Here is a 26,479-nt window from a genome sequence, read left to right as displayed (position 1 = left end):
TGACGGACACGTCCGCATCTCCAGCCTTGTCGGCACGAGATGGCAGCGTCTCGGAAGACGGCCACGAACCGGTCGATTCGGACGCGCGCGGGGGAACCACATGCATCATCTGGCATCGGCGAGCGTGGCCCTGGGGCTCCGCGGCGGCCTCGAGGGGCGTTCCGCGTGACCGCCATCGCCGTCCCGGCGGATGAGAGAAGCCGGTCGGCGCATCCCGAGCACCAGCTCGAACAGGCCTACGTCACGCGGGCGTACGAGCTGCTGGACAAGGGCTTGGCGAGCGTCGAGCACACCTACCAGAGCTACGAGGAGGGCAACCGCGCCACGGCCACGGCCCTGAAGCGCGCGCTGGAAATCCTCCGCAACAGCCGTGGCTCGGGTCAGCTCGTGTTCGGGCGAGTGGACCAGGATGGGGAGCCTCTCTACATCGGCCGCCGGCGCGTCCACGACGAGTCGAAGAATCTCGTCGTCGCCGGCTGGCACGCTCCCGCGGCGCAGGTCTTCTACGAGGCCACCGCGCAGGACCCCCGCGGGCTCCAGCTCAAGCGCGTGTTCAGCGAGCAGGACCGTGTGCTGTCACGGGTCGTCGACGAGATCACCGCCACAGCCGCCGCGGACGTGATCGACGAAGAGCTGGACGGTCCCACTCCGATCAGCGACGCCCTCCTGACCGAGCTCGACCGATCCCGCGACGGCGCGATGCGCGAGGTCGTCGCCACCATCCAGGCCGAGCAGTTCCGCATCATAAGGGCGGGCAGGGACCAGGTCCTCGTCGTGCAGGGCGGGCCGGGGACGGGGAAGACCGTCGTCGGCCTGCACCGCGCGGCGTGGCTCGCGTTCAACGACGAGGCTCTCCGGCGCGCGGGAATCCTCGTCGTCGCGCCGAGCACGGCGTTCCTGGCCTACATGAGTGGCGTGCTGCCCTCGCTGGATGCCTCCGACATCCTGCAGGTCGACCTGTCGTCGTTGTACGCGGGAGAGGCGACACCCGCCGCCCTCGACGCACCCGAGGTCGCACGAGTCAAGGGCAGCGCGGCGATGGCTGTGGTCCTGCGGCGTGCGCTGCTGGCCCGACGAGGCTGGGGCGACGAAGACCTCGAGCTCTCCCTCGGGGGCGGGCGCGCGGTCGTGCCGGCGTCACGGATCCGCGCCCTCCTCGACGACGCCAGTCGGCGCGAACTGCCGCACAACCAGGCGCGTGACGTGCTCCGGCAGGCGCTGTCCGCCGCCGCCTTCGCCGCCTACACGGAGGCGCAGGCGGACGCAGGCCGAGCGGTCATCGCCACGGAGCCCGCCATCCGCCGCCTGTCGACGTTCACGAACGCCCTCGACCGGATGTGGCCCACCTTCACCGCGGAGGAACTGCTCCGGAGCCTCTACGGGACGCAGTCATGGCTCGTGGACGCCTCCGCCGGGGTGCTGTCGGCTGACGAACGCGCCGGTCTCTTCCGTGAAGCGCGGGCGAGCATCGCCGACGAGCCGTGGACCGTCGACGACCTGTTCTGCCTGGACGAGCTGTCCTTCCTCCTGAACGGCGAGGTCCGCACCTACGGGCACGTGGTCGTCGACGAGGCGCAGGACCTGTCCCCGATGCAGGCGCGAGCGCTTGCGCGCCGGTGCCCCGAGGGTTCGTTCACCGTGCTGGGCGACCTGGCGCAGGCGACCGGCCCGTGGATCCGCGACGACTGGACCGAGCTGACCGATCACCTCTCCGGTGGCACCGCCAGCGTCGAGACCTTGTCCATCGGCTACCGCGTGCCGGGCGAGGTGCTGGAACTGGCTTCCCGGCTGCTCCCGCTCATCTCGCCCGGCCTGACGGCACCCCGGTCGGTCCGCGCCGGGGCAGGAGCTCCCACCGTGCACCTCGACAAGCTGGAGCCTGGAGAGGGCCGCGCGCTCGAGCTGGCACAGCAGGACGTCGAGAGCGGCATGACCACGGCCATCGTGGTGCCCGACAAGTCCTACGGCGGTCTGCTCGCGTCCTACCGGCAGGTCGACGACTCGATCGGTGACGGAGGCAGCGGCGACTTCGGCCAGCCGCTGACCGTCGTCCCTGCCTCGGTGGTGAAGGGCCTGGAGTTCGACTCCGTCGTCCTCCTGCACCCCACCGAGCTCGCCCGCTCTTCCGTCGACGGACAGCGACAGCTCTACGTGGCGATGACGCGGTGCACCCAGGTGCTCCGTCTCGTCGACGCCGATGAGCTCCCCGAGGGGCTCGACCACCTCGTACCGCCACGGCCGGTCGTGGCGATGGCTGCGTCCGCGGAGGCGGCCGGTGCCGACGTGGAGGCTGCCGACGGGGAGCGCCCCGTCGAGCCGGACGGCGATCCCCTCACCGAACTCATCGCACAGCTGGACCAGGACGACCGCCGCTTGGTCGAGGCCCTCGTGCGCCGGCTCCTGCAGGGAGGCATCCGTGACACGCTCTTCTGATCGCCCGGAGTCCGAGGACGCGGGCCTCGGCCTCCCGGATGCCCTGGACCGGAAGCTGCGTCGCCAGATCGCGGAATGGCGCGCAGCGCTCGTCGCGGTCGACGGTCGGCAACGACTGATCTACTTCAAGCACGTCCAGACGGCGTCGCTCGAGGTCACCGCGCCCGGGCTCGACGGCTTGCTCGGCGTGGTGGCGACCGGCAAGGCCGTCGTCACGACGGAGCAGGCCGGCGACCTCGACGACGACCGAGGGCGGCTCGCCTCCATCCGGACCGATCGGCTGCGGATCGAGGTCGGCAACAAGACGCCCGAGAAGCTTCCCAATGCTCTGCGGCGACTCGACCAGGTCAGCCAGAGCACGTACGCCGACCGCGGGTTCTGGAGCCTGTACATCGGGGCCGGTTTCCTCAGCTGGCTCGATCCTGACGAGAAGCGGGTCGAGAGCCCCCTGCTTCTGGTGCCGGTGCAGCTGCACCGCGAGGGCGACGCCGGCACGTGGTCACTGGCGTCCACCGAGGACGACGTCGTCCTGAACCCGGCGCTGCAGCTGCTCATGGAACAGAACTACGGCCTCGCGCTGCCGACTCCAGACGCCGACGGTGTCGTCGTCCGCGACTACCTCGCCCAGGTCGCGGCGGTGGTCGGCGGGCAGCAGGACTGGACCGTCTCCGAGCGCGCCGTCCTGACCAACTTCAGCTTCCACAAGGAGGCGATCTTCCGGGACCTGCTCAACCACGAGCAGCAGGTCCTCGAGCACCCGATGGTGCAGCTGCTGGCCCTCGGCCCGGACTCGCCGACCGGGGAGCAGTTCGACTTCCAGCCCGTCCACCAGGACGACGTCGACCGAGTCGTGCCGCCCGAGCAGTTGATGAGCATCCTCGACGCCGACAGCAGCCAGCGTCGCTGCATCCTCGCTGCACGCGACGGGCGCAGCTTCGTCATGGACGGCCCTCCGGGTACGGGCAAGAGCCAGACCATCGCCAACATCATCGTCGAGCTGATGGCCTCCGGCCGTTCCGTGCTCTTCGTCAGCGAGAAGGCCGCCGCCCTCGACGTCGTCCGCAACCGGCTCGCCGAGAAGCAGCTCAGCCCCTTCCTGCTGCAGCTGCACAGCCACGCGGCGACGCGCAAGCAGGTCGCCGCGGAGCTGCACCGCGCACTCACGCAGTCCCCGCGCGCTTCTGCTCGCTTCACCGACGTCGAGGTCTCAGCCCTGACCCAGGACCGGCTGCAGCTCAGCGACTACGCCGAGGCGATGAACGAGGTGCGCAAGGTTCTCGGGCGCAGCTTCTTCGACGTCCTCGGCCGCGTCGCACACCTGGAGCCGTACCGTCACGTCGCCGTTCCGGTGTCCGCGAGCTGGGCCGACCTGAGCGACCGCACCTTCGCCGCCATCCTGGACCGGTCAACTCGACTGGCACGGGCCTGGGAGCCGGTCCTCCAGGGTGACGACTTCCTCTGGCGCGACCTCGACTTGGCATCCATCGGGCAGCTCGACGTCGACGGCATGCGGCGGTCAACTCAGCACGCTCGGGATGCCGTCGCCGCGCTCAGGAGCCGTTGCTCAGCGGTCGACGCGGACCTCGGCATGTCCTTCGGCAACCGCGACCGAGACGTGGAGCGACGGCACCAGGTCCTCTCGCTCGTGGAGTCCCGTCCGGACGGCGCGCTGGTCTCGTGGCTGTCCGCCGGCGACACGGACTTCACCGCCGTCCACGATCGCGCGGCGGAGCTGAAGGCTCAGGTCGCGGAGTACCAGGACGTCACCTCACGACTGTTCCGAGAGGTTGGTCCGCGTCACGCCGAGCTGGACAGCGACCGCACCGACGACGTCGAGACCCTGCTCGATCCGGTGGCCGTCGGGTGGGTCCCCGGCGAGGCCACGACCGCCACCCAGTCACGAAAGCTGATCCAGTGGCTCGGCGAACTGCCGCAGAGGCTCGTCGAGGTCCTCGGCATGACGCAGCGATTGGGCGGCGCGCTCGGCTTCGGGACGGAGCACCCGACCTTGGCCGTCGCCCGGCGTCTCGCAGACCTGGCCGTCCTCGGAGAGGTCACGGCACGGCCGCTGGCACCGTGGTTCAACCCCAGCCTCCATGCTGCCCTCCAGGAGTCCGAGCGGGTGCTGAGCACGCTGGTCGCTGCCATGCAGGGCCGCCGAGCAGCACTCGAGGGCGTGTTCACCCCGAAGGCGCTCGACCTCGAGCTAGCGGCCCTGGACCACCGCTTCCGAGAGGTGCACACGGGACTGCGCCGTTGGTCCGGTCAGGCCCGCGCCGATCGCAAGCAGCTCAAGGCCGTGACCGTCTCGGGCAAGGTGACTCCCGACGTCCTCTCGCTCCTCGGGGAGGCAGCCGAGTGGCAGCGAGCGGAGCACGCCCTGGACCAGGGCGAGATCGATCACGCGTCCCGGCTGGGCACCTACTACCGCCGCGGTGACACCGACTTCGGTCGATTGGCGTCGGCGATCGAGATCGCCCGCCAGGCGGTTCGCCTGGCCGGCGACGACCTGGACATGCGTGCGCTCTCCAGCCAGTTGGCTGTCGACGGCGATCCCGACCCGATGCTCACCACCGTGGGCGCTCGGCTGCAGACCCTCGCCGGTCAGCTGCACACGGAGATCGAGCAGCAGCTCGGCGCCTTCGGGCCAGGTGCGTTGGAGATGCCGCTGCACCAGCTCGCGGAGTGGTGCGCTCGCGCGGCCGCCGCGTTCGCAGTCGGTGTCGAAGCGGCCGAGCACGTGGCTGCCGTGACCGGTCGGGACGTCACCGTGCGGGAATCGCGGGATGTCCTCCGGATCGCCCGTCGCCGGGACGATGCGGGAGCCCGCATCTTCGAGACGTACGAGAACGACCAGGAAATGCTGGGGCCGGTGTGCCGGGGCCTCGACACCTCGTGGGCCGACCTCGAGCGTGCGCTCGCATGGGCGGGGGACGTCCGCAAGCAGCTCGGCGGTGCGGTCGCCCCGGTCGTCGCCGAGAAGGTCGTCTCCCCGAGCCTGACGGCCGCCGACCTCACGTCGCTGGTCGAGGGCTGGTCGGCTGCAGCCGGTGCGGTTCGCCGTCTCTTCCTCGACGGCCGATCGCGAGAACTGGGCGAGGCCTTCGCGATGGACCTGGAGGACGCCGAGAACCTCCTCGACGAGATGACCGAGCGCGCTGCCACCGACATCGAGGACTGGATCGAGTACACGCGTCTCACCGAGTGGTTCGGCAATCACGGACTGGGCGGCGTCGTAGAGGAGCTCGTGACCGCTGTCGCTCCCGCTAGCGACGTCGCCCCGGTCCTCGAGCGGGCGACGCTGATGGCGTGGGTGGAAGCGACCGTGCGCGTCGATGATCGGCTCGAGCGCTACCGAGCGACGGATCGCGATGCCCTGGTCGAGGACTTCCGAGCACTCGACCGTCGGCAGGTCGACGACCGCTACGCCGGTGTCGTCTCCCAGTGTGCAGCTCGGCGGCCGAGCTCGAACGGGAGCAGAGCCGCGCAGATCATCGCGCGGGAAGCGGTGAAGAAGACCCGGCACAAGCCGATCAGGCAGCTGCTCGCCGAGACCGCCTCGCTCGTCCAGGACCTCAAGCCCTGCTTCATGATGAGCCCGCTGGCGGTGTCCCAGTTCCTGCCGGCCGACATGCGCTTCGACGTCGTCATCTTCGACGAGGCGTCCCAGGTCCTCCCGTGGGACGCGGTCAACTGCATCTACCGAGGAAATGCGCTCATCGTCGCGGGTGACGAGAAGCAGCTGGAGCCGACGGCCTTCTTCACGGCGTCCACGGACAGCGAGGACCTCACCGAGGACGACGACGAAGCGACGGATTCGTTCGAGTCGCTCCTCCTGCTCGCGAAGGCGTCCGGCGGGTTGCCCAACCTGCCACTGCTGTGGCACTACCGGAGCCAGCACGAATCGCTGATCAGCTACTCGAACCACCGGGTCTACGACGGGGAGCTGCACTCATTCCCCGGCGCGACGTTCGAGGCGCCAGACCTGGGCGTGGAGAGCTTCGTCGTCGACGGCGTCTACAACCGGGGGACGACTCGCGACAACCCCATCGAGGCGGAATTCGTCGTCGATCGGGTGCTGCACCACGCGACCATGCATCCCCACCTGTCCATCGGGGTGGTGGCGTTCAGCTCGACACAGGTCGAGGCGGTGTTCGCGGCCATGGAACGCCGGTCGGTCGACGAGCCCGTCCTTCGGCGGTTGCTGAGCGACCACGACCGACTCGACGGGTTTTTCATCAAGAGCTTGGAGAGCGTCCAGGGCGACGAGCGCGATCTCATCATCTTCACCATCGGCTACGGGCCCGATGAGCACGGCAAGATGACCATGAATTTCGGACCGCTGAACAAGAGGCGCGGATGGCGGCGTCTGAACGTGGCCGTCACCCGCGCTCGCCGGCGGGTCGAGGTGGTCTCGTCCTTCCGCGCCGGCCGCATCACCACCGACGAGTTTCCGGAGCCGACCGACGAGCAGAACGGCGTTCCGCACCTCAAGTCCTACCTCGATTTCGCTGCCCGTGGCCTCCCGGCGCTGGCCGTTGACGCCCGGGAGGGCATCACAGCCCCCGAGAGCCCCTTCGAGGAGGACGTGCTCGACGTCGTCCGAGGCATGGGCTACGCGGTCGATCCGCAGGTCGGGAGCGCCGGCTACCGCATCGACATGGCCGTACGTCACCCAGAGCGTGAGGGCGAGTACGTGCTCGCCATCGAGTGCGACGGCGCCATGTACCACTCGGCCAAGGCGGCCCGGGACCGCGACCGGCTCCGCCAGCAGGTGCTCGAAGGCCTCGGTTGGCGGATGCACCGGATCTGGGGGCTGAGCTGGGTCCGCGACCGTCGCGGTCAGACGGAGCGGCTCCGTGCTGCCATCGAGGCGGCCGTCCGCGGCGACGCCTCTCCCGCTCCGCGGATGCCCGAGGAGCCGGCTCCCGAGGTGCTGTTCGACGAGGTCGACTTCGACGCCAAGCCCGATTGGGCGGTGGCGTACCCGGCGCCATCCGAGTACGGCCGCCGACCGGGCGAGTTGACCTGGGCGACGCCGGGGTCGAAGGACGCACTCCCCGCCATCCGGACCTACTTGGAACGCGTTCTCCGTGAGGAGGCGCCGCTGCACCACGGTCGCCTGTTGGAACGCTTCCGTGGCGACTGGGAGGTGGGACGAGCTGGAGCCGCGATCCAGCAGAACATCGACCTCATGCTGTCGAAGGTCACCGTCGACGGCCGGCGGACCATCCGTGACACGGCTGGCTTCCTCTCGCTCTCCGGTGCCGAGATGACGCAGGTCCGGGTGCCGGCGGGTGACGAGGGGGTCCGCAAGGTCGGTTGGATCCCGCCGGCGGAACTCGACCTCGCTGTGCTGCTGCTGGTGCGTGATGCGCGGGCGATGGAGATCGCCGACCTGTCGACTGCGGTCGCTCGGCTGTTCGGCTGGCGCCGGCAGGGCTCGGACATCCAGGCAGCCGTGTCCGCGGCCATCTCCCGGCTCGAGCAAGCAGGCTCACTGATCAACGAGGAGGGCGAACTGCGACTCGGCGCGGGCCATCCGCCGCTGACTACGGCAGTCTCGCGGGGCGCGCACGAGGAGACTCCAGCGGAGGAACTGCTGGCGCTCTTCGCCGACGACGAGGCGGCCCCGCTGGTAGGCGCTGGAGAACCTTCCGTCACCGCGGCCGAGCCTCGTGTTCGGGCTGAAGCGGTGGGGGCCCCGAAAGAACGCGCGCCATCGCAACGAACGCCCAACCCGCCGACGAAGCGTCTGAAGAGATCGTTCGACGACCAGATCAGGGCGGACCTTTCGTACGTCCGGACCGCCTGTGGTTACGAGCCGGCCTACTTCACCAGCCGTGTCGTCTCGGTCGGCGCCCACCAGGCGGTGCGCGAGCTGCTGGCGGACGACGATGCCCGCTTCAACTGGCGGCGCCTGGCGAAGAGCTCCCTCTTGCACAAGAGCCCGGCGGCCTGCGTGCTCGACCCGGAGTTCTCGGGGATGTTCTCGGATCGGGAGCGGGCTGCCGCCAGGCAGGTACTCCAAGCCTTCGAGCCGGTGACGGACGAAGTGGCGTCCGTCCTGCAGGAGTCTGAGGAGTCATGACGGGCGTACACCTGCTGACCTACAACCCCGAGCGGTGGACTTGGGACGACTACGACGACACCGTGCAGCGCACGCGTGCCGGCCAGACACCTGAGGAACGTTGGAGCGTCGGACAGCGAGTTAGGGGCATCGACGTCGGCGATTGGGTCTTCCTCCTGCGCCAGGGGAGTGGTCCTCGCGGACTACTGGGTGTGGGGCGTGTCGCCTCTGAGCCGTATACCGATGACCACTGGAGTGGCGAGGGCGGGACGGCCCAGTACATCGAGGTCGACTGGCTCGAGTTGCTTCCGTTCGACGAGCTCCTGCCACTCGAACGGCTCGAAGCAGCGGTACCAAATTTCGGATGGACTCACGTCTACAGCTCCGGGCGGACGGTCCCCGAACCGGCGGCCGCAGCGCTCCTCGCGCTATGGGAGGCATGGACGGGCCAGCAGACGCCTGGGGTCATGCTCGAGCCGCTCTACGAGGAGGGAGCGCCGCTCTCCATCGCGTCCCGGCGCTATGAACGCAGCTCTGCCGCGCGGGACGCATGCATCAAAGTGCATGGGTGCAAGTGCGCGGTCTGCGGCCTTGTCTTTGCGGATCGCTACGGTCAGATTGGCCGGGACTACATCCAGGTGCATCACGTCGTACCTCTGCATGTTGGGGCCTCGACGCGACTGGTGGACCCGGCGAGGGACCTCAGGCCCGTCTGCGCCAACTGCCATGTCATGCTCCACCGCTCGCGGGCGGAGGGCGATACCGACCGGATCATGACGCCAGAGGAGCTGGCCGATGCCATCGGGATCTGAGCCGGTTCGGTGGCAGATCTCTGCCCCCTTGGAGCGAGAGACCCGTCCCGATCTGTCGGTAAGCCGTGTCACCCTGAGCTTTCCGCCGTTGCGGTCGGCTCGGCCTTGAAGGCTAGTAGTGAGCGAGCCGGTCTGCGTGCAGCGGGACGCGTGTGCCCTCGCCCTGCGTGCGCGGAGCTCGATCTCCGGTGGCGAAGGACGGGTGGCGCATGTCGCGACTGAACCACGATCGGCCGATGTTCAAGGCGATCGACGCGGGTGGCGGGGAGCGCATCCGCACGATCGCCGAGGAGCTGCGCGGATCGGCAGCGTCACGTACGACTGCGCAGCCGAGACCATGCCGATCTTGTCGCGCGGTTCGGCAGTTGGTGGATGGCGTGTGTCGCCCGTGCGGCGCGGATCGACAGCTGATCACCCATGCCGATAGGCAGCTCCGGCCGAAGAGGAGACACAAGGCCAACGCACAGGGGCGACTCAAGTCGGTCGAGGTCGTCCCGAGCAACGTCGGCAAGGCGGCGTTGAGACGGCAGATCGACGAAGCTCGCGCTCGCATTGCGGCGCGCCGGTCGAAGAACGTAGGAGTGCCAGCCGCAGGTGGCGCCGGCAAAGTGAGGCGGACCGGGCGTCGATCGGCCGGCGCCGGTCAGCAGCCTGAAGAGCCAGTCCGCACTCGGCAGGACGGGTCACGTTCGGTGAACCGCTCCGCGCGGCACAGCGTCGTCTGCCCGTCCTGTTTCACGGAGACGCCCGTCACCGGCATCTGCGCCTTCTGTTCCTAGGCACTTGACTCGCGGTCTGTCAGTTCTCGCCGCACCTCGGAAGTACTTGGGCGTCGCTTCGATGAACGGATGCGTTCGAGAGCGGCCGTGAAGCTCGCGTTCCATAGACCGAGATGGGGCCAGCGCTCGGCGACGTGCGCCGTCGCTTCCTCGACCGACATGCCCTGCTCGCGCACCAGCCAGGCGCGCAGCACCAGCCCGGTCCGCGAGGCGCCGCCGTGGCGGTGTACCAGCAGCCGGTGGCCTTCGGCCTGCAGCGCGGCCATGTCGTCGAGGACGTCGGCGAGCATGACGTCGAGGTCGGCGTTGTTCTCGTTGTCGGCGATGTAGGCCATCCGGTGCACCGGGTGCGGGAACGGCTCGCCCAGCCGGCACAGCGAGATGACGGCGAAGTCCTCGTCGCTGTAGCGGGCGCCATCGAGGTTGCCGGCCCAGATGCCGGGCAGGACCTCGGTCGGGCCGATCCGCGGGATCACACCAGGGTCGTAGTTCTGCTGCACCGCGCCGTCCAGCGCCGCCGCCAGCTGCTGCAGATCGGATAGACACCACACCTTGTCGCCGTGGCCGGGCACCCGCCCGTGCACCACTGACGCCCACCGGCTGGGGATCCCGCCCATCCCGCACACCGCCCCGGCCAGCCCTCCGGCGACGCACGCCACCGTGTCCGTGTCACCGCCCAGGTCGATGACCAGCCGCAGCACCTCGGCGAAGTCCCGTCCGTTCCGCAGTGCCCACACCGCCTGGCCGAGCGTCGGCCACACCGCGCCGTTCGACTCGGTGGCCTGGCCTGGAGTCCAGTCCCAGGTCAGCACCGCCGCCCACCGCTCACGGTGCTCGGGCAGCACCGCGTCGAGCGCCGAAGGGATCGCCGCCAGCGGGTCGCCGCCGTCCAGTGCCACCCGCATCAGCTCGGAGAAGATCGCGCAGCCCTCGCCCGCCGACGGGTCGACGTGGGTCAGCGCCGAGATGCGCCGGGCGGCGTCCATGGTCGCCTCGCGCTCGTCCCGGGAGAACCGGATGGCGGCTGGCGTCGTCCGCATCAGTGAGCCGTTGCCAGCCGCGTGACCCGAGCGGGCGAAGTGCTCGGCCGCGGCGACGTCCCACGGCCGGCCGGAGCCGAGGACGGCGCGGGTCTGGTTGCCGATGTCGGGCGGCCCGGCCGCCGCCCACGCGCGGAACCGGTCGAAGACATCGGCCTCGTCGAGCCCGCCCCGCTCCATCAGCGAGGTCGCCACGAGCAGCGCCATCTGGGTGTCGTCGGTGAACTCGCCCGGCTCCCAGTCGAGTGAGCCACCGCCGCACATCTCCGTCTTCGAGCCGCGTGCGGGGGAGGGGAACCGCGCGCTGAACCGGCCGGACGGGCCGAACTCGAACGGTGCCCCGAGGGCGTCGCCGACGGCCGAGCCGACGAGCGCGCCGGCCACTCGGTGGGAGCGGTGCATGCGCTGGGTCACTCAGGCATCCTGGCCGACGGTGGTGCCGCGTGTGCGTGCGACGCCGGACGAAGCTCGTGGCTCCGTCAGCGGGCCTGGACGAGCAGCGGCTGGGCGACCTCGCCGATCGAGCCGCGTTCATCGGAGAGCTCACCGTGGCACAGCCCGATGCCATCGGCGGCGATCTGCGTGCGGCAGGCCAGGTGCACCCACTCGCCGTCCGGCTCGCGAGTCAGGTGGGTGGTCATGCCCGGCGGGATGGACCACCAGCTGTCGATGGGCAGCTCCACGGAGATGCCGTTGGCGGCGTCGGCGGCGATGAGCGCGCGGTCGAGACCCGTGAGCGGCAGGCCGGCGACCAGGGGGACGCGTACCCGGGTCCAGACGTCCGCCGGCCCGGGCTCCTCCGGCGACCCGGCGGTGTAGCGCCAGTCGATCGCCTGCCCGAAGCCCCAGTCGGGCAGGCCGAACAGCACCTCGGGCGCGGAGTCCGGGACGGCGGGCGGGGGGCTGAGCTCGGTGACCACCGGCGGGGTGGGCCCGGTGGCGAGCGACCACACCCGGGCGACGGCGACGGTGCGGCCGTCGACGGTCATCACTGCCTCGGTCAGGTCGATCCGCCGCCCCGGCCGGACGGGCGACACCTCGACGGCGAGCTCGCGGCGGGGGATGGCCCCGAAGAAGTCGACGCTGATCCGTGCCGGGCGGGAAGCCGTCCCTGTCGCCCCGGCGGCGTCGGCGGCCAGGTGGGCCAGCAGTGCGGACGGCGGTCCGCCGTGCTGGGCGCTGTGGTCCCACGGGCTCTCGGTGGCCCGGGTGGGCGCGAACCGGTTGTCGCCCAGTGGCAGGTAGAAGGCCTCGAACTCCATGACCGGCAGTCTGGCCGAGGTGGTCAGCCGGCGACCGGGCGGACTCACCGTCGCTCGATCGGGTGGCACTGCGGCGATGCCTGCCCCGGGCGGCCGCTCGCTGTCGGTGGCGCCTGTCATGGTCCGCCCCGCCGTCACTGGGACGGCGCGGACCAGGGAGCGGCATGGGCGGATCGGTCGGTGTGCAGGCGGGACGGGTGTGCCCCGGGTGCGGACGGGAGGCCTCCATCCCGCTCGTCTACGGGTTGCCGAGAGGTGACCTCTTCGAGCAGGCGGAACGCGGGCAGGTCGCGCTCGGCGGCTGCATGGTGCCGGGAGAGATGGAGGCGTTCCTCTGCCGTAGCTGCGACCTCGCTTGGGGAGCGAGTCCGACCCCACCGCCGACGAGGCCGAGTTGGCCGGCCTGCTGGACGTCGGGCACGCCGAGCTCGTCCGAGCGCTGGGTACCGGGTGGCGGCGCGAGAGCGCAGCGGACGGCCAGGACGGCGTCCGGTGGTTCGTCAGCGGCGAGCCGGCGCAGCTCGCGGTGGGTGTGCAGGGGCCGTGGTTCGTCCTGGCCCGGCCGCTCACCTCCTGGGGTCAGCACCGGCCCGGCCCGCTGATGGGGAACGAGCCGCGGCTGACCCGGGACGACGTCCTGCACCAGCCGCACCTCGTCGCCGAGATGGCCGAGGCCATCGCCTCGCACCGGCGTCGGTCCTTCCGCTGGTGCCGCACCTGCCGCCGGGCCACCGCGCCCGAGTCCTTCGCGGCCGCGGAAGGCTCCTGCACGGCCTGCGTGGAGACCTTCGCCGATCGCTGATCCCCGCCCGTCGCCGCAATCTCGCCCGTAGGGGGTGGGCAGCTCGGTGCCGGCCTCCTCCATGCGGGTGCTGGTTCCGATGGGACGACGACCGAGCAGCGAAGATCGCGGGGGATCGACAGTGCGGAACGGTGCAGGACTGGACCGGGGGCCTTCCGGCCTCCGGGCATCACCCACCGGCCGGGTGCCGCAGTGGGTGATCGACGAGGCGAGCGGTCGGGCGCCCACCGCCGAGCCCTGGCGGACCTGGTCACCCTCACCCTCGCCGTCGCCGACGCGTCCCGCTCGCAATCGCCGCCGTCTGATGTACCTGGTGGCTGTCCTGGCCGGGGTCGGTGTCGTATGCGCCGTGGTGCTCGACCCGCGCGGTCTCGGGGGTGGTGCCGCGGGCACCGCCAGACCGTCGTCCTGGCCGACACCCGGCTTCGAGTCCGCTGACGCGCCGCTGGGCACACCGGTGCCGACCCCGAGTCCGGGAGGCACGCACCTCTTCGTCGGGTTGCAGGACGACGGCGAGCAGCCGGTGGCCTACGACCCGTGCCGGCCGGTCCACTACGTGATCCGTCCCGAGAATGCGCCGCCCGGGGGAGAGGCGCTGGTCCACGAAGCGTTCGCCCGGGTCTCAGGTGTGACCGGTCTGCACTTCGTCTACGACGGCGCCACCGACGAGTCGGCGTGGGACGACCGTGCGAGCTTCCAGCCCGACCGCTACGGGGACCGTTGGGCGCCCGTGCTCGTGTCGTGGCAGACCGAGGCGGAGAACCCGGAGCTGGCCGGTCGTGTCGCCGGGCTGGCCGGCAGCGCCAGTGTGGAGCCGCCCGGCGGGCCGCAGGTGTTCGTCACCGGTGTGGTGGGGCTCGACGCAGCCGCCTTCGACAGCATGCTGGCCGACCCGGCGGGGGTCTCCGGTGCGCGCGCCGTCGTCCTCCACGAGCTCGCTCACCTGGTCGGCCTCGCACACGTCGCGGACCCGGACGAGCTGATGTACCCGACGACCAGCACGGTGCTCGACTTCGGCATCGGTGACCTGACCGGCCTGTCTCAGCTCGGGGCGGGGAGTGCGTCCCGACCGTGTGAGCGGGAGCCGGCAGATCACCGGTTGGAGGTAGATGTGTCGTGCGTGACGAACTCGGCGCCCGGCTCGCCGGAGATGTCTGTGTGGCATGTCACGCTGCCGGGACGATCCATCCCAGCCAGCCACGGGGGCACGGCATGACGACGTCCGCGGTGCGCGCATGACGGCGCGCATCTTCCCGAGCAGTCCCGTCTTCGAGTCGCACGCCGAGCGGCTGTTCGCCGAGGCGCTGCGCGACCAGTTGCCCGACGACGCCGTCATGGTCTGCGGCCAGCGCTTCAGCGACCGCCGCGAGGACCGTGAGGCCGACGTCATCGTCGCCTGGCCCGGCTTCGGGATCGCCGTCATCGAGGTCAAGGGCGGCAGCGTCCACCTCCGCGAAGGGGAATGGCGGCAGGTCGGCGGCGGGCTGGACAAGCGAATCAGGCCAGTCGAGCAGGCGCTGCGCTGCAAGTACCTGCTGCGCGACTACCTGCGCCGCGATCGTCGCTGGAGCGCTGGTGACCCGCGGATGGTGCACCTGGTGGCCTTGCCGGCGACGACGCTGCCGGACGAGTTCGCCGCGCCCGACGCGCCGCGGTGGATGGTCCTCGACCGCACCGACCTGCCTCGGGCGGCCGCCCGCATCAGCAGCGCCCTCCGGCAGTACGAGAGCGACGTCGAGCCGCCGACCGCCGAGGACGTCGAGGCGTTCGTCGACTGCCTGGCCGGGGTCGGCATCCCTCAGCAGGAGCTGCTCGCGACGCTGCACGAGCGGGAGGCCGAGTGCGACCTGCTCACCCGCGACCAGGCGCGCGTCCTCGACTGGCTGCGCTCCAACCGGCGGGTGGAGGTGCGCGGCGGCGCGGGCTCGGGCAAGACCTGGCTCGCGCTGGAGAAGGCCCGGCGGCTGACGCTCGAGGGTGGGCGGGTCGCGGTGATGTGCTACTCCCGCGGGCTGGCCGAGTACCTCCGCCGCCGGGTCGACACCTGGAACCGGAAGGAGCGCCCGGCCTACGTCGGCACCTTCCACGGTCTCGGCATCGACTGGGGCGTCACCCCGGGGTCGGACGACGACAGCGGCTACTGGGAGGAGTACCTCCCCGAGCGCATGGTGGAGCTCGCCGGCGGGCTGCCCGAGGCCGATCGCTTCGACGCCATCGTCGTCGACGAGGCGCAGGACTTCGCCGAGAGCTGGTGGCCGGCCGTGCTGGCCGCGCTGCGCTCCCCGGAGGACGGCTGCCTCTACGTGTTCGCGGACGAGGGGCAGCGGGTGTTCGCGCGCCAGGGCCGCCCACCGGTCGCGCTGACGCCCTTCGACCTCGACGAGAACCTGCGCAACACCAAGCAGATCGCCGGGACGTTCGGCAGCCTCACCACGAGTCAGATGCGCTACCGGGGTGGCGACGGCGTGCCCGTGCGCTTCGTCCAGTGCTCGACCGACGACGCCATCGGTGCGGCGGACGACGAGGCGGCCGCCCTCCTCGACGCCGGGTGGCCGGCCGAGTCGGTGGCGCTGCTGACGACCTACCGGCGGCACCCCGTCCAGGCCGAGCGCCAGACCGCCGGCCAGGACGCCTACTGGGACTCCTTCTGGGCCGACGACGACCTCTTCTACGGGCACGTGCTCGGCTTCAAGGGGCTGGAGCGCCCGGCCGTCGTCCTGGCGATCAACGGCTTCCGGGACGAGGAGCGCGCCCGCGAGATGCTGTACGTCGGGCTCTCGCGCGCCCGCGACCTGCTCGTGGTCTGCGGCGACCTGGAGCTGATCCGGCGGGTGGGCGGCCCGGCCGTCGCCCAGCGGCTCGCGCAGTCCTCGAACTCGGCGCCCACCGGCTGAGGAGGAGTTGTGAACTCCGTGAAGGAAGGTGTCCGCTACTCGCTGGACGAGGGAGCAACCCGGGCGGGGAGCGGAGTCGGCGAGCGTGATTGGACCGGCCTACTCGCTCCGTCACGCACATGAGTTCGCCCGGCTGCCCTATGGGATCGTGCGTCGATCCGGGAACGGTCGCGCGTCAGGCCCGGGGCTCGGTGCCTGCGGCCAGCCTCGCGGCGATCGGCTGCACCTCGTCGAGCTTGCCCGCGGCTACCGCGATCACCAGGTCGTAAGCCTCGTCGTTCGACAGGGGCAGCCGTACGCCGTTGAGACCGTAGAAGGCGATCGTCCCAGCCAACGCCAGCCGCTCGTTGCCGTCCACGAGTGCACGGTTGCGGGCCAGCGAGTGCAGGAGTGCCGCCGCCTTCTGGTGGAGCGAGGGGTAGACGTCCCGGCTGAACGCGGTCGCACGCGGCCGCGCCAGGGCGGATTCCAGCAGCCCGGCATCACGGACGTGGAAGTCGCCCAGCGTCCGCGCCGCCACGTGCAGCAGGTCGTCGAGGTCGAGGTGGATCACTGGCCGAGGCGTTCGAGGGCTTCGGCGTAGCGGGGCAGCTCTTCGTCGAGCACCCGGTCGAGCAGGTCGCGCTTGCTCGTTCGCTCGATGTAATCGCGCACCGCCTGGCGCGCGACCTCCTGCATCGAGCGCCCCTCCAACTCGGCCCGCCGGCGCAGGGCTTCGGTCTCCTGGTCGTCGAGACGAAGAGTCATGGCCATGCCGAGCAAGATACCGCCGTTGATACCGTCGATGAGTCGCGTTGAGCTCGAGCGCTGCGATGCGGCTACGCATCCTGGCGGCTCCTTGGTCGAGCCGGTCAGTCCTGGGGACGACGATGGCGCGGCCGCCGATCGTGCCGGTCCCACCGACCGTGCCGATACAGAAGAGGTAAGACGTCGCCGAGTCAGGAAGCTCCCCCTGTCACGGACCACCGCACCGCGGCCCCGCTCGCGGCCGACGACCGGCCGCGGGTCCCCGACGCGCTCCCGGCCCAGGAAGGGCGCCGGTCAGCGATCGGCGGCGGCCAAGAAGAAGACGGCGACACGTCGTCGCCGCTCCGGGCGCGCCGGCCGGCTGGTCCTGCTCGCGGTGCTGGTGGTCGCCGGTGTCGTCGTGTGGCCGGCGGTCAAGCCGCACGTCGCAGCCCTGCCGTTCCTCGACTCGGTGCTCGCCGGCACGTCGCCGTCCGGACCCACCTGGCCGCTGACCGGCGTGCCGGCCGACACGGTCCCCGACCGCCCGGCGCTCGCCGTGAAGATCGAGAACTCCGTCGCCGCCCGCCCGCAGACCGGCCTGAACGCCGCGGACATGGTGTGGGAGCAGGTCGTCGAGGGCGGCATCACCCGGTTCGTCGCCGTCTACCACTCCACCCTCCCGCCCGAGATCGGCCCCGTGCGGTCGATCCGGCCGATGGACCCCGCGATCGCCGCCCCGCTCGGCGGGCTGCTCGCGTTCTCCGGCGGCGTGCCGACCTACATCACCGCCGCCGAGGACGCCGGGCTGCAGGTGATCCGCCAGGACTCCGGCGCCGATGGCTTCTTCCGGACGACGACCCGCTCGGCGCCGCACAACGTCCACGCGGTCCCGCAGACCCTCCTCGACCAGGCCGACGCCACGCACCGTTCCTCGCCCGGCACCCAGTTCCACCACGCCGCGACGGGGGAGCAGCCCACCGCCGTCGCCGCCGGGCAGCCGACGACCACGCTGGACCTCGCGCTGTCGGGGATCAGCAGTCCCCGGTGGGCCTGGAGCGCCGCGGACGGTCGTTGGCTGCGGGCCGAGGGGAGCACCCCGGCGGTCGAGGCCGGCGGCGCGCGGATCGGTGCCACCAACGTGGTCGTCCTGCGCGTCGACGTCGTCCAGACCGAAGCCCGCGATCCGGCCGGCAACCCCGTTCCGGAGACGATCCTGACCGGCAGCGGGCGGGCCCTCGTCGCCACCGGCGGGCACACGGTCGAGGCGACCTGGTCCAAGCCGGCCGTCGGTGACCGGGTGGAGCTGACCGACGCGAACGGCGACCCCGTGACCCTGGCGCCCGGGACCACCTGGGTCGAGCTGGTTCCCAACTCCGGAGCGGTTGACACGGGCTGAGCGGGCAACCGGCGATCCGCCGGAGGAGGTCACTCCCCGGGGAGGACCACGGCGCGGCCGCGGTGTGACCCCTCGTGCAGCCTCCGGTAGGCCTCCGGAGCCACGGAGACCCTCCAGGTCCCCGCGACGGCCGACTCCGCAGGCGCCCGTCGGCCGTCGCCATGTAGTAGACCGATCCCGTGCCTCCCACAGCTGCCGGCGACGTGACCGACGCACTCGACGCGGAGGTCCCCACGGGCACCCGCCGGGTCCAGCCCTTCCGCGGCGGCCGGTGATGGGGCACGTCTACCTCAGCCGCCGGTTGACGCCCGCCGCCATGGCCGCGGCCGGCGATCTCGGTGCGCCGCTGGTGGTGCACGACGACCCCGACCGGCCTCCCTCGCGCGAGCAGCTGCTGTCCGCTGTGCGGGGTGCCTCCGCGCTCATCACCCTGCTGACCGACCGGGTGGACGGCGAGGTCCTCGACGCCGCCGGACCCGGCCTGCGGATCGTCGCGAACGTCGCCGTCGGCTACGACAACATCGACGTCGCCGCGGCCCACGCCCGCGGCGTGGTGGTCACCAACACCCCGGGGGTCCTCGACGAGGCGAGCGCGGACTGCGCCTTCGCGCTCGTCCTCGCCACGTCGCGGCGGATCGTCGAGGCCGACCGGTTCATGCGCACGGGCGCCGACTGGATCTGGGGTCCGCAGTCCTTCGTCGGGCTCGATGTCAGTGGTGGAGCCACTCTGGGGATCGTCGGCCTCGGCCGGATCGGCATGGCCGTTGCCCGACGCGCCGCGGCCTTCGGCATGCGGATCCTCGCCACGGGCAGCCGCGCGTCGAGCGACGAGGCGGCGGCGTACGGCGTCGAGCCCGCCGACCTGCGGCGCGTGCTCTCCGAGAGCGACGTCGTGTCACTGCACTGCCCGCTCACGCCGGCCACCCACCACCTCATCGACGCGGAGAAGCTGGCGACCATGAAGCCGACCGCCATCCTCGTCAACACCGCCCGCGGGCCCGTCGTGGACGAGGCCGCACTCGTCCACGCACTGGAGAACGGCGTCATCGCCGCGGCTGGTCTCGACGTCTACGAGAACGAGCCGCAGGTGCACCCGGGGCTCCGCTCGCTGGAGAACGTGGTGCTCCTGCCGCACATCGCCAGCGCCGGGCTGGCGACCCGTGACGCCATGGGCAGGCTCGCCGTCGACAACGTCCGCGCGGTGCTGGCCGGGGAGGAGCCGCGCACGCCCGTCGCCGGGGCGGGTGGGTGACGTGCGGCCCGGGACGGCGTCGCCGTAGGGGCAGGCCGGCGGCGGGCATGGACGTGCCCGTGCCCGTGCACGAGCGCCCCCCGGGCGGCAGCGGGCGTGGCCGCCCTCGGCCGGCGGTCAGTCGCCGGGGACGACGACGGCGCGGCCGCGGATCGTGCCCTCGTGCAGCCTCCGGTAGGCCTCCGGCGCCTGGTCGAGCGTGAACCGCTCCACCTCGACGTGGATCGCCCCGGCCCGTGCCAGGTCGAGCACCTCCATGAGCTCCGGTCGCGTGCCCCAGTACGGCGCGCGCACCGAGGCACCCATCGGCGTCGAGAAGAAGCCGGTCGGCAGCAGCCCGCCGCCGATCCCGACGATCTGGATGACGCCGTCCAGCGCCACCGACTGCCGGGCGATCTCCAGGGTCGGCGGCGCCCCGACCATGTCGAACACCACCTGGGCGCCCACCCCGCGGGTCAGCTTCCGGATCTCCGCGACCGCCGACTCGTCCGACGGCAGCGCGCGGTGGGCACCCACCTCGCGCGCGAGCTTCAGCTTCTGCTCGCTGATGTCCAGCGCGATCACGGTGGCGCCGGTGATCGCCCGCAGGATCTGGATGCCCACGTGCCCGAGCCCGCCGGCGCCGATCACCACGGCGGTGCTCCCGGCGGGCAGCGCACCCAGCGACGAGACGATCGCGTGGTACGGAGTCAGCCCCGCGTCGGTCAGCGACACGGTGGCCACCGGGTCGAGTTCGCCGAGCGGGACGAGGTGCCGGACGTCGTCCACGACCATGTACTCGGCCAGCGCGCCGGGGGAGCCGAGCCCCGGCGGCTGGATGCCCAGCTCGGCAGCGCGTGGGCAGTAGTTCTCCGCACCACGCGCGCAGGCGTGGCACAGCCCGCAGCCCCACGGCCCGTAGACGGCGACCGGCTCACCCACCTCGACGCCGGTGGCGCCCTCGCCCAACGCGTCGACGACGCCTGCGCCCTCGTGCCCGAGGGTGAGCGGCAGCCCGTAGATGTACTGCTCGGCCGGCAGGCTCATGACGAACGCATCGGAGTGGCACAGCCCCGCGGCGGTGACCCGCAGCCGCACCTGGCCGGGGCCAGGCTCCGGAGTGGGGACGTCGACCATTTCCGGCTCGCCGCCGATGGTCCGGTACTGCACCGCGCGCATGCTGCTCCTCCGTTGCCGGGACGACGTCCCCTCGGACGCTAGGGCCTCGCCACGGCGATCGGCAGGCCGTCAGGTCCCGGCGATCAGGGCCCGAAGCCCCTATGAGGCGATCGCCGGGCGCGGCGGAGCGTCAGGTCGCCATCAGGTCCCGGGACAGAGGAACCGGCGTCGTTCCTGCGCGCCGCGGACTGCGCGGGCCCGCCCGTTGGCACAATAGGTCGTGTAACACGCCCATTTATGCAACCGAGGGGATCGGCATGCTCACCGTCGACCAGGCCGCCGAGCGTCTCGGTGTCGAACCGGAGCAGGTCCGCCGGCTGATCCGCGCCGGAAAGCTGGCGGCCCACCGGGTGGGCCGCACACTGGTGCTCGACGAGGACGCCGTCGAGGGGCGGGCCCGCCTGCCGATCACGGCCGGACGCGCCCTCGCCCCGCGAACCGCGTGGGCCGCGCTCTGGCAGCTCTCCGGGGAGGATGTCGACTGGCTGCCGCCCGCCGACCGCTCCCGGCTGCTCGCCCGGCTGCGCGGCTACGACCCCGAGCAGCTGGTCGCCGCAGCCCGGGACCGGGCGGAGCGCCACGAGCTGCGCGTCCTGCCCGCCTACCGGGAACGGCTGCTCGACGCCGACGGCGTCGTCCCCTCCGGACTGACTGCGGCGGCCGCTGTTGGCGCCGACATCGTCGCTGCCGAGGCCGCGGCCGAGGTGTACTGCACCGAAGCCACGCTCGACGAGCTGCGCCGCGAGCTCGCCCTTTCCGAAAGAGGAGAGGCCAACCTGGTCGTGCGCGTGCCCCGCTACGAGGTGAGCCTCACCGGCCGCACCCACATGCCGGTCGCGGTCGTCGCCGTCGACCTCGCCGAGTCGCCCGACGTGCGCACCCGGCGAGCCGGACTCGACCTGCTCGCCGCCGCGCTGGGCGACCTCAGCCGGTGACCGCAGCGGAGGCGCGGGTCCAGCTGCCGGCGCTGGCCGGCCCGCTGGACACCCTCTGGGACCTCGTCCTCGACCTCGCCGAGCAGCTGCCGCCGACCGGCTGGGTGCTCGTCGGCGGCCAGATGGTCATGCTGCACGGGCTGGTCGCCGGGCGGGTGGCTACGCGGGCCAGTCAGGACGTCGACGTCCTCGCCGACCTGCTCACCGACGACGCCGGACTGGCGCGCTGCGTCCGTGCAGTGCGGGATCTGGACCTCGAACCGCAGCCGGACTCGGCCGGCAGGGTCTACCGCTTCGTCCGGGCCCGGGACCAGGCCCGCGCCGACGTCCTGGCCCCTGACCACACGCCCCCGCGGCGGCGGCTGCGCACGGTCGGTGGGGACACCATCCGCATCGAGGGCGGCACCCAGGCCCTGCGGCGGGCCATGCCCGTGTACGTGACCAAGGGCGAGCGGACGGCGCCGGTCCCGGTGCCGGACCTGCTCGGTGCCCTGGTGCTCAAGGCCGCCGCCTGGGCCACCGACGCCCGCGATGCGGAACGGCACAGCGGGGACGCCGCCTTCCTGGCCGGCCTGATCGCTGATCCGCTCGCCGAGGGAACCGGTTCGCCGGCAGCGACCGCAAGCGGCTGCAGCGGCTCGACCAGGTGCTCGGGGATCCGGACGCCACCGAATGGCGCCGGCTCGGCGACGCCGCCGACGACGGCTACGCCTCCTGGCGCCTCCTGGCGAGCTGAGCTCGGGTCACCGCTTGGTCACCGCCATAGTGCTGCTTCTGCAGCTAATGTGCATGCATGCCCGTCTCCGTGACGATCCGGGGCGTCCCCGATGACGCCAGGGATGAGCTCGCGGCGCGCGCGGCCCGAGCCGGTCAGTCGCTGCAGGAATACCTGCGTGCAGAACTGGTGGCGCTCGCGCGGCGCCCCAGCCCGGACGCCCTGTGGGACCGCGTTCAACACCGCGTGCTCACCACCGGCAGCCGTTTGTCCGGTGACGCGATCCTCGAACTGCGCGACGCCGACCGCCGGTGACCGTCGTGGTCGACGCGTCCGCCCTCGCTGCCGCGCTGATCGATGGGGGCTCGGACGGCTCCTGGGCGCGCGCCGGGCTGCGCGGCGAGGACCTCGCAGCGCCGGCGCACGTGTACGTCGAGGTGTCGAACGTGCTCCGGCGCGCCGTCCTCGCCGGCCGGCTCGGTGCGGACGTCGGCGCGCTCGCCCACCGTGACCTCGTCGAGCTACCGCTGACGTGTTTCCCGTTCGAGCCGCTGGCCGACCGCGTGTGGGAACTGCACGCCGGGGTCACCGCGTACGACGCCGCCTACGTCGCGCTGGCCGAGGCGCTCGACGCGCCGCTGTGGACCCTCGACCGGCGTCTCGCCGCCGCGTCCGGGCCGCGGTGCACCTTCCAACTGCCGCCGTGAGAGAACTGTGTGGACCTGAGCGGCTGCCCTTCCTCGACCGGCTGACCGCGCATCTCGTGGGCCGAGCCCGCGGCTAGGGTCCCGGATCGCCGCCCACCGAACTGGAGGCTCTCGTGCCCTGGACCGACCGCACGCTCCCCACGCCGCTCCCGCGGCCGGCCCGAATGGCCGCCGCGGCGCTGAGCCGGCGGTGGCAGCTGCCCCCGGCCACCCACGAGGTGCGGGTGCTGCGCGGCGTCGACGTCCCGATGCGCGACGGCACCACCCTGCGCGCCGACGTCTACCTGCCGGCGTCGGCCGGCCCGCACCCGACCGTGCTGCTCCGCTCGCCCTACGGCCGCGGCCTCGGGTTCGCCTTCGCGATGACGGTGCCGTACGCCGAGCGCGGCTACGCGGTGGTGGTGCAGAGCGTGCGCGGCACCTTCGGCTCCGGCGGCGAGTTCAGCCCCGTCGTGCACGAGGAGCACGACGGGCAGGACACCGTCGCCTGGCTCCGCGAGCAGCCCTGGTTCGACGGCCGGCTCGCCACCCTCGGCCCCAGCTACCTCGGCTACACGCAATGGGCCCTGGCCCTCGACCCGCCGCCCGAGCTGAAGGCGATGGTGCTGCACATCGGCCCGCACGACCTCGCCCAGGCGGGCATGGTCGACGGCGCCTTCCAGCTCACCAACCTCGCCATCTGGACCGAGCTCGTCGCCCACCAGGAGCGGGTCAGCTTCCTGCGCGGGCTCTACCGGCTGATGACGGCGGAGCGGCGGCTGGCCCCGCACCTCGGCAAGCTCCCGCTGCAGGGGCTCGCCGAGCGGTTCGGCGGCGCCCCGGCCCCGTGGTTCGACGAGTGGCTCGCCCACCCCGACCTCGCCGACTCCTACTGGGACCGCTACCGCGCCACCCCCGCGGTCCACACGAGCACGGTCCCGACCCTGCTCATCGGCGGCTGGCAGGACTGGTTCGTCGAGCAGACGCTGTACCAGTACGCCGTCCTGCGCGACCGCGGCGTCGACGTCGGCCTCACCCTCGGCCCGTGGGCGCACCTCACCATCGACGCCGCCGTGACGACGCCGGAGAGCCTCGCCTGGCTCGCCGCCCACCTGCCCGTCGACGGCGCAGCGCCCGTCCCGCAGCGGCCGGGCCGCGTCCGGGTGCACGTCACCGGCGCCCGCACCTGGCGCACCATGCCCGACTGGCCGCCGGCCACCACCGACCGCGCCTGGTACCTCGCCCCGGGCGGGCGGCTGGACGACGACGCCCCCACAGCGCCGGGTGAGCCGACCACCTTCACCTACGACCCGATGGACCCGACCCCGTCGGTCGGCGGGCGGGTGCTCGCCGCCAGCGCCGGCCAGCGGGACAACCGCGAACTGGAGGCGCGCGACGACGTCCGCACCTTCACCACCGGGCCGCTGCGCCGGCCGGTCGAGCTGCTCGGCGGCGCCCGGGTGCGGCTGTTCCACGAGTCCGACAACCCGTACGCAGACGTCTTCGTGCGGCTGTGCGACGTCGGCCCGGACGGTGCGTCGATCAACGTCACCGACCGGCTGGTGCGGCTCGACCCGGCGCCAGGCGAGGAGCCGGTGGCGGGGGAGCGGGTCGTGGAGACGACGCTGCCCGACGTCGCGCACCGCTTCCGCGCCGGGCACCGCATCCGGCTGCAGGTCTCCGGCGGCGCCCACCCGCGCTACGCGCGCAACCTCGGCACCGGCGAGTCGCCCGGCGAGGGCACCCGCGGGGTGCCGGTGACCCACCGGATCTGCCATGGCGGCGCGGCGCCGTCGTCGATCATCCTGCCGACGGGCTGACCCGCTCAGCGGCGAGGCGCTGCAGCGCGGCGGTGAAGCTCTCGTTCCACAGCCCCAGGTGCGGCCAGCGCTCGGCGACGTGCGCCGTCGCCTCCTCGACCGACATCCCCTTCTCCCGCACCAGCCAGCCACGCAGCACCAGCCCGGTCCGCGACGCCCCGCCGTGGCAGTGCACGAGCAGCCGGCGTCCCTCGGCGTGGAGTGCGGCCATGTCGTCGAGGACGTCGGCCAGCACGGCGTCGAGCCCGGGGTTGTGCTCGGTGTCGGCGAGGTGGGCGACGCGGTGCACCGGGTGCCCGAACGGCTCGCCGAGCTTGCACAGCGAGATGACGGCGAAGTCCCGCTCGCTGAACCGGGCGCCGTCGAGGTTGCCGGCCCAGATGCCCGGCAGCACCTCCGCCGGGCCGATCCGCGGGATGACACCCGGGTCGTTGGGCACCCACGGCTTCCCGTCGAGCAGCGTCGCCAGCTCCTGCAGGTCGGCCAGCCCCACCCGCTCGCCGGACCCGGGAACCCGGCCGTGCACCGACGAGACCCAGCGCATCGGGATGCCGCCCATGCCGAACACCGCACCGGCCAGCGCCCCGGCGACGCACGCCACCGTGCCGGTGTCCCCGCCCAGGTCGAGCCCCAGTCGCAGCACCTCGGCGAAGGACCGCCCGCGCCGCAGCGCCCACACCGCCGCACCAAGCGCCGGCTCCACCGCGCCGCCCGGCCCGCCGGCCTGATCAGGCGTCCAGCCCGGCGCGAGCACGGCCGCCCACCGCTGCTCGTCGGCCACCAGGGAGAGCGCGGCGGCGATCGACGCCAGCGGGTCGCCGCCGTCCAGCGCCACCCGCAGCAGCTCGGCGAACAGCACGCAGCCCTCACCGGTCGCCGGGTCGCCGGACGTCAGTGCCGAGATCCGCCGCGCGGCATCCGCGGAGGCCGCCGCCCCGGACCGCGCGCCCCAGATCGCCGCCGGTACCGCCGGCGCCAGCGAGCCGTTCCCCGCGGCCGCGACCAGGTCGGCCTCGTCCGGGCCGTCGCGCTCCAGCAGCGACCGGCCGACCTGCAGGGCCAGCCGCGTGCGGTCGGTGAACTCGCCCGGCTCCCGGTCGTCGGGGCCGCCGCGCATCTCCGTCCGCGAGCCCCGCGCCGGCTCCGGGAATCGGGCCGAGAACTGCCCCGGCGCGCCGGCCGCGAACGGCGCCCCGAGCGCGTCACCGACCGCCGAGCCGGCGAGCGCGCCCATGACGCGGTGGCTGCGGTGCATGGACGGCACGGGCACTCCTCGGACGGCGGAACCGGTCCCAGCATCTCCCGCGGGGCCGTGCGCGGGCCGAGGCGGGCACCCGTTCGCCACAGACGTCCCGGACGCAACAGCCGACCTGGGCTTTTCCCGCGGGTGCCGTGGCGGGCCCGTTCTGCTCCGTACGCTGGGCGAAACCTCCACGGAAGGACGGCGACGTGAGCAAGCACCTGCTGGACGAGACGGCCGAGTTCAAGATGCCCCGCATCGGCCGGCACGCCGCCCCGGAGACGGGTGAGCTCGAGATCACCCAGCGGCTGGAGCCCGCCGCCGGGCCGCGCCCGGTGCACCGGCCCCGGCCGGACGAGGGCATCCGGGAGCGCTGAGCCACCGGGCGCCGCCCGCCCGCACCACCCCGCCCGGACGGCGACGCCCGCCGTCCGGGCCACCGGCGCCCGCTCGGCG

At 72.5% G+C, this 26,479-nt stretch carries 20 protein-coding genes; 14 read left to right on the top strand and 6 right to left on the bottom strand.

Annotated elements, in window-relative coordinates:
- Nucleotides 1-165: 165 nt before the first annotated feature.
- The 3 genes from ACI79K_RS00835 to ACI79K_RS00825 are packed head-to-tail and all read left to right on the top strand — an operon-like array spanning nucleotide 166 to nucleotide 9,315.
- On the top strand, nucleotides 166-2,433 hold the full coding sequence (locus ACI79K_RS00835) for a HelD family protein (RefSeq protein WP_456598658.1): 2,268 nt from the start codon (nucleotides 166-168) through the stop codon (nucleotides 2,431-2,433).
- Nucleotides 2,417-8,524: a DUF4011 domain-containing protein gene (locus tag ACI79K_RS00830; RefSeq protein ID WP_456598657.1), complete on the top strand. Its 6,108-nt coding sequence runs from the start codon at nucleotides 2,417-2,419 to the stop codon at nucleotides 8,522-8,524. Before ACI79K_RS00835 ends, ACI79K_RS00830 begins: the two co-directional genes overlap by 17 nt.
- Nucleotides 8,521-9,315 (top strand): HNH endonuclease, encoded by a 795-nt coding sequence (locus tag ACI79K_RS00825; RefSeq protein ID WP_456598656.1) that lies wholly within the window; start codon nucleotides 8,521-8,523, stop codon nucleotides 9,313-9,315. The genes ACI79K_RS00830 and ACI79K_RS00825 overlap by 4 nt, the downstream gene beginning before the upstream one ends.
- 775 nt (nucleotides 9,316-10,090) lie before the next feature.
- Here ACI79K_RS00825 and ACI79K_RS00820 read toward each other — a convergent pair.
- Together ACI79K_RS00820 and ACI79K_RS00815 are read right to left on the bottom strand one after the other, a co-directional pair.
- A complete protein-coding gene (locus ACI79K_RS00820; protein ID WP_456598655.1) occupies nucleotides 10,091-11,548 on the bottom strand; it encodes an ADP-ribosylglycohydrolase family protein in 1,458 nt (485 codons plus the stop codon).
- Between the two features lie 65 nt (nucleotides 11,549-11,613).
- A complete protein-coding gene (locus tag ACI79K_RS00815; RefSeq protein ID WP_456598654.1) occupies nucleotides 11,614-12,396 on the bottom strand; it encodes a thioesterase family protein in 783 nt (260 codons plus the stop codon).
- A 355-nt stretch (nucleotides 12,397-12,751) separates the two neighbouring features.
- Between ACI79K_RS00815 and ACI79K_RS00810 the strand changes: the two genes are divergently transcribed.
- The 3 genes from ACI79K_RS00810 (at nucleotide 12,752) to ACI79K_RS00800 (ending at nucleotide 16,092) form a co-directional block, all read left to right on the top strand.
- Complete coding sequence (locus ACI79K_RS00810) at nucleotides 12,752-13,198, top strand: hypothetical protein (RefSeq protein ID WP_456598653.1); 447 nt, start codon at nucleotides 12,752-12,754, stop codon at nucleotides 13,196-13,198.
- 457 nt (nucleotides 13,199-13,655) lie between these two features.
- Entirely contained in the window at nucleotides 13,656-14,414 is a 759-nt protein-coding gene (locus tag ACI79K_RS00805) for a matrixin family metalloprotease (RefSeq protein ID WP_456598652.1), read from the top strand.
- Nucleotides 14,415-14,433: 19 nt separating this feature from the next.
- Nucleotides 14,434-16,092, top strand: a complete 1,659-nt coding sequence (locus ACI79K_RS00800) for an NERD domain-containing protein (protein ID WP_456598651.1) — start codon at nucleotides 14,434-14,436, stop codon at nucleotides 16,090-16,092.
- A gap of 175 nt (nucleotides 16,093-16,267) precedes the next feature.
- Here ACI79K_RS00800 and ACI79K_RS00795 read toward each other — a convergent pair whose 3' ends face one another.
- Nucleotides 16,268-16,645, bottom strand: a complete 378-nt coding sequence (locus tag ACI79K_RS00795) for a type II toxin-antitoxin system death-on-curing family toxin (RefSeq protein WP_456598650.1) — start codon at nucleotides 16,643-16,645, stop codon at nucleotides 16,268-16,270.
- Entirely contained in the window at nucleotides 16,642-16,845 is a 204-nt protein-coding gene (locus ACI79K_RS00790; RefSeq protein WP_456598649.1) for a DUF6290 family protein, read from the bottom strand. The genes ACI79K_RS00795 and ACI79K_RS00790 overlap by 4 nt, the downstream gene beginning before the upstream one ends.
- A 370-nt stretch (nucleotides 16,846-17,215) precedes the next feature.
- Here ACI79K_RS00790 and ACI79K_RS00785 point away from each other — a divergent pair, with 370 nt between their 5' ends.
- Both ACI79K_RS00785 and ACI79K_RS00780 read left to right on the top strand, forming a co-directional pair.
- On the top strand, nucleotides 17,216-18,217 hold the full coding sequence (locus tag ACI79K_RS00785) for a DUF3048 domain-containing protein (protein ID WP_456598648.1): 1,002 nt from the start codon (nucleotides 17,216-17,218) through the stop codon (nucleotides 18,215-18,217).
- Nucleotides 18,218-18,491: 274 nt separating this feature from the next.
- The gene (locus ACI79K_RS00780) at nucleotides 18,492-19,469 is read left to right on the top strand and encodes a 2-hydroxyacid dehydrogenase (protein ID WP_456598647.1); all 978 of its coding nucleotides are present in this window, start codon (nucleotides 18,492-18,494) and stop codon (nucleotides 19,467-19,469) included.
- A 117-nt stretch (nucleotides 19,470-19,586) separates the two neighbouring features.
- Here ACI79K_RS00780 and ACI79K_RS00775 read toward each other — a convergent pair whose 3' ends face one another.
- On the bottom strand, nucleotides 19,587-20,627 hold the full coding sequence (locus tag ACI79K_RS00775; protein WP_456598646.1) for an NAD(P)-dependent alcohol dehydrogenase: 1,041 nt from the start codon (nucleotides 20,625-20,627) through the stop codon (nucleotides 19,587-19,589).
- 257 nt (nucleotides 20,628-20,884) lie between these two features.
- Here ACI79K_RS00775 and ACI79K_RS00770 point away from each other — a divergent pair, with 257 nt between their 5' ends.
- The 5 genes from ACI79K_RS00770 to ACI79K_RS00750 all read left to right on the top strand — a co-directional run bounded on the left by ACI79K_RS00770 (nucleotide 20,885) and on the right by ACI79K_RS00750 (nucleotide 24,783).
- Nucleotides 20,885-21,562 (top strand): helix-turn-helix domain-containing protein, encoded by a 678-nt coding sequence (locus ACI79K_RS00770; RefSeq protein ID WP_456598645.1) that lies wholly within the window; start codon nucleotides 20,885-20,887, stop codon nucleotides 21,560-21,562.
- Nucleotides 21,559-22,371, top strand: a complete 813-nt coding sequence (locus tag ACI79K_RS00765; RefSeq protein WP_456598644.1) for a hypothetical protein — start codon at nucleotides 21,559-21,561, stop codon at nucleotides 22,369-22,371. The genes ACI79K_RS00770 and ACI79K_RS00765 overlap by 4 nt, the downstream gene beginning before the upstream one ends.
- Nucleotides 22,356-22,592, top strand: a complete 237-nt coding sequence (locus ACI79K_RS00760; protein ID WP_456588525.1) for a FitA-like ribbon-helix-helix domain-containing protein — start codon at nucleotides 22,356-22,358, stop codon at nucleotides 22,590-22,592. The genes ACI79K_RS00765 and ACI79K_RS00760 overlap by 16 nt, the downstream gene beginning before the upstream one ends.
- Nucleotides 22,589-22,984, top strand: a complete 396-nt coding sequence (locus tag ACI79K_RS00755) for a type II toxin-antitoxin system VapC family toxin (RefSeq protein ID WP_456598643.1) — start codon at nucleotides 22,589-22,591, stop codon at nucleotides 22,982-22,984. The genes ACI79K_RS00760 and ACI79K_RS00755 overlap by 4 nt, the downstream gene beginning before the upstream one ends.
- 113 nt (nucleotides 22,985-23,097) lie before the next feature.
- The gene (locus ACI79K_RS00750) at nucleotides 23,098-24,783 is read left to right on the top strand and encodes a CocE/NonD family hydrolase (RefSeq protein WP_456598642.1); all 1,686 of its coding nucleotides are present in this window, start codon (nucleotides 23,098-23,100) and stop codon (nucleotides 24,781-24,783) included.
- Here the strand turns inward: ACI79K_RS00750 and ACI79K_RS00745 are convergent.
- Nucleotides 24,764-26,038 (bottom strand): ADP-ribosylglycohydrolase family protein, encoded by a 1,275-nt coding sequence (locus ACI79K_RS00745; protein WP_456598773.1) that lies wholly within the window; start codon nucleotides 26,036-26,038, stop codon nucleotides 24,764-24,766. The two genes, ACI79K_RS00750 and ACI79K_RS00745, sit on opposite strands and share 20 nt — an antisense overlap.
- Nucleotides 26,039-26,232: 194 nt before the next feature.
- On the opposite strand from ACI79K_RS00745, the gene ACI79K_RS00740 reads away from it, so the two are divergent.
- On the top strand, nucleotides 26,233-26,400 hold the full coding sequence (locus tag ACI79K_RS00740; RefSeq protein WP_456588528.1) for a hypothetical protein: 168 nt from the start codon (nucleotides 26,233-26,235) through the stop codon (nucleotides 26,398-26,400).
- The last annotated feature ends 79 nt before the right edge of the window (nucleotides 26,401-26,479 follow it).

It is taken from the genome of Blastococcus sp. SYSU DS0616, from assembly GCF_054051015.1.
The sequence above is the reverse complement of the archived record's forward strand: the minus strand, read 5'-3'. Positions and strand labels throughout refer to the sequence as shown.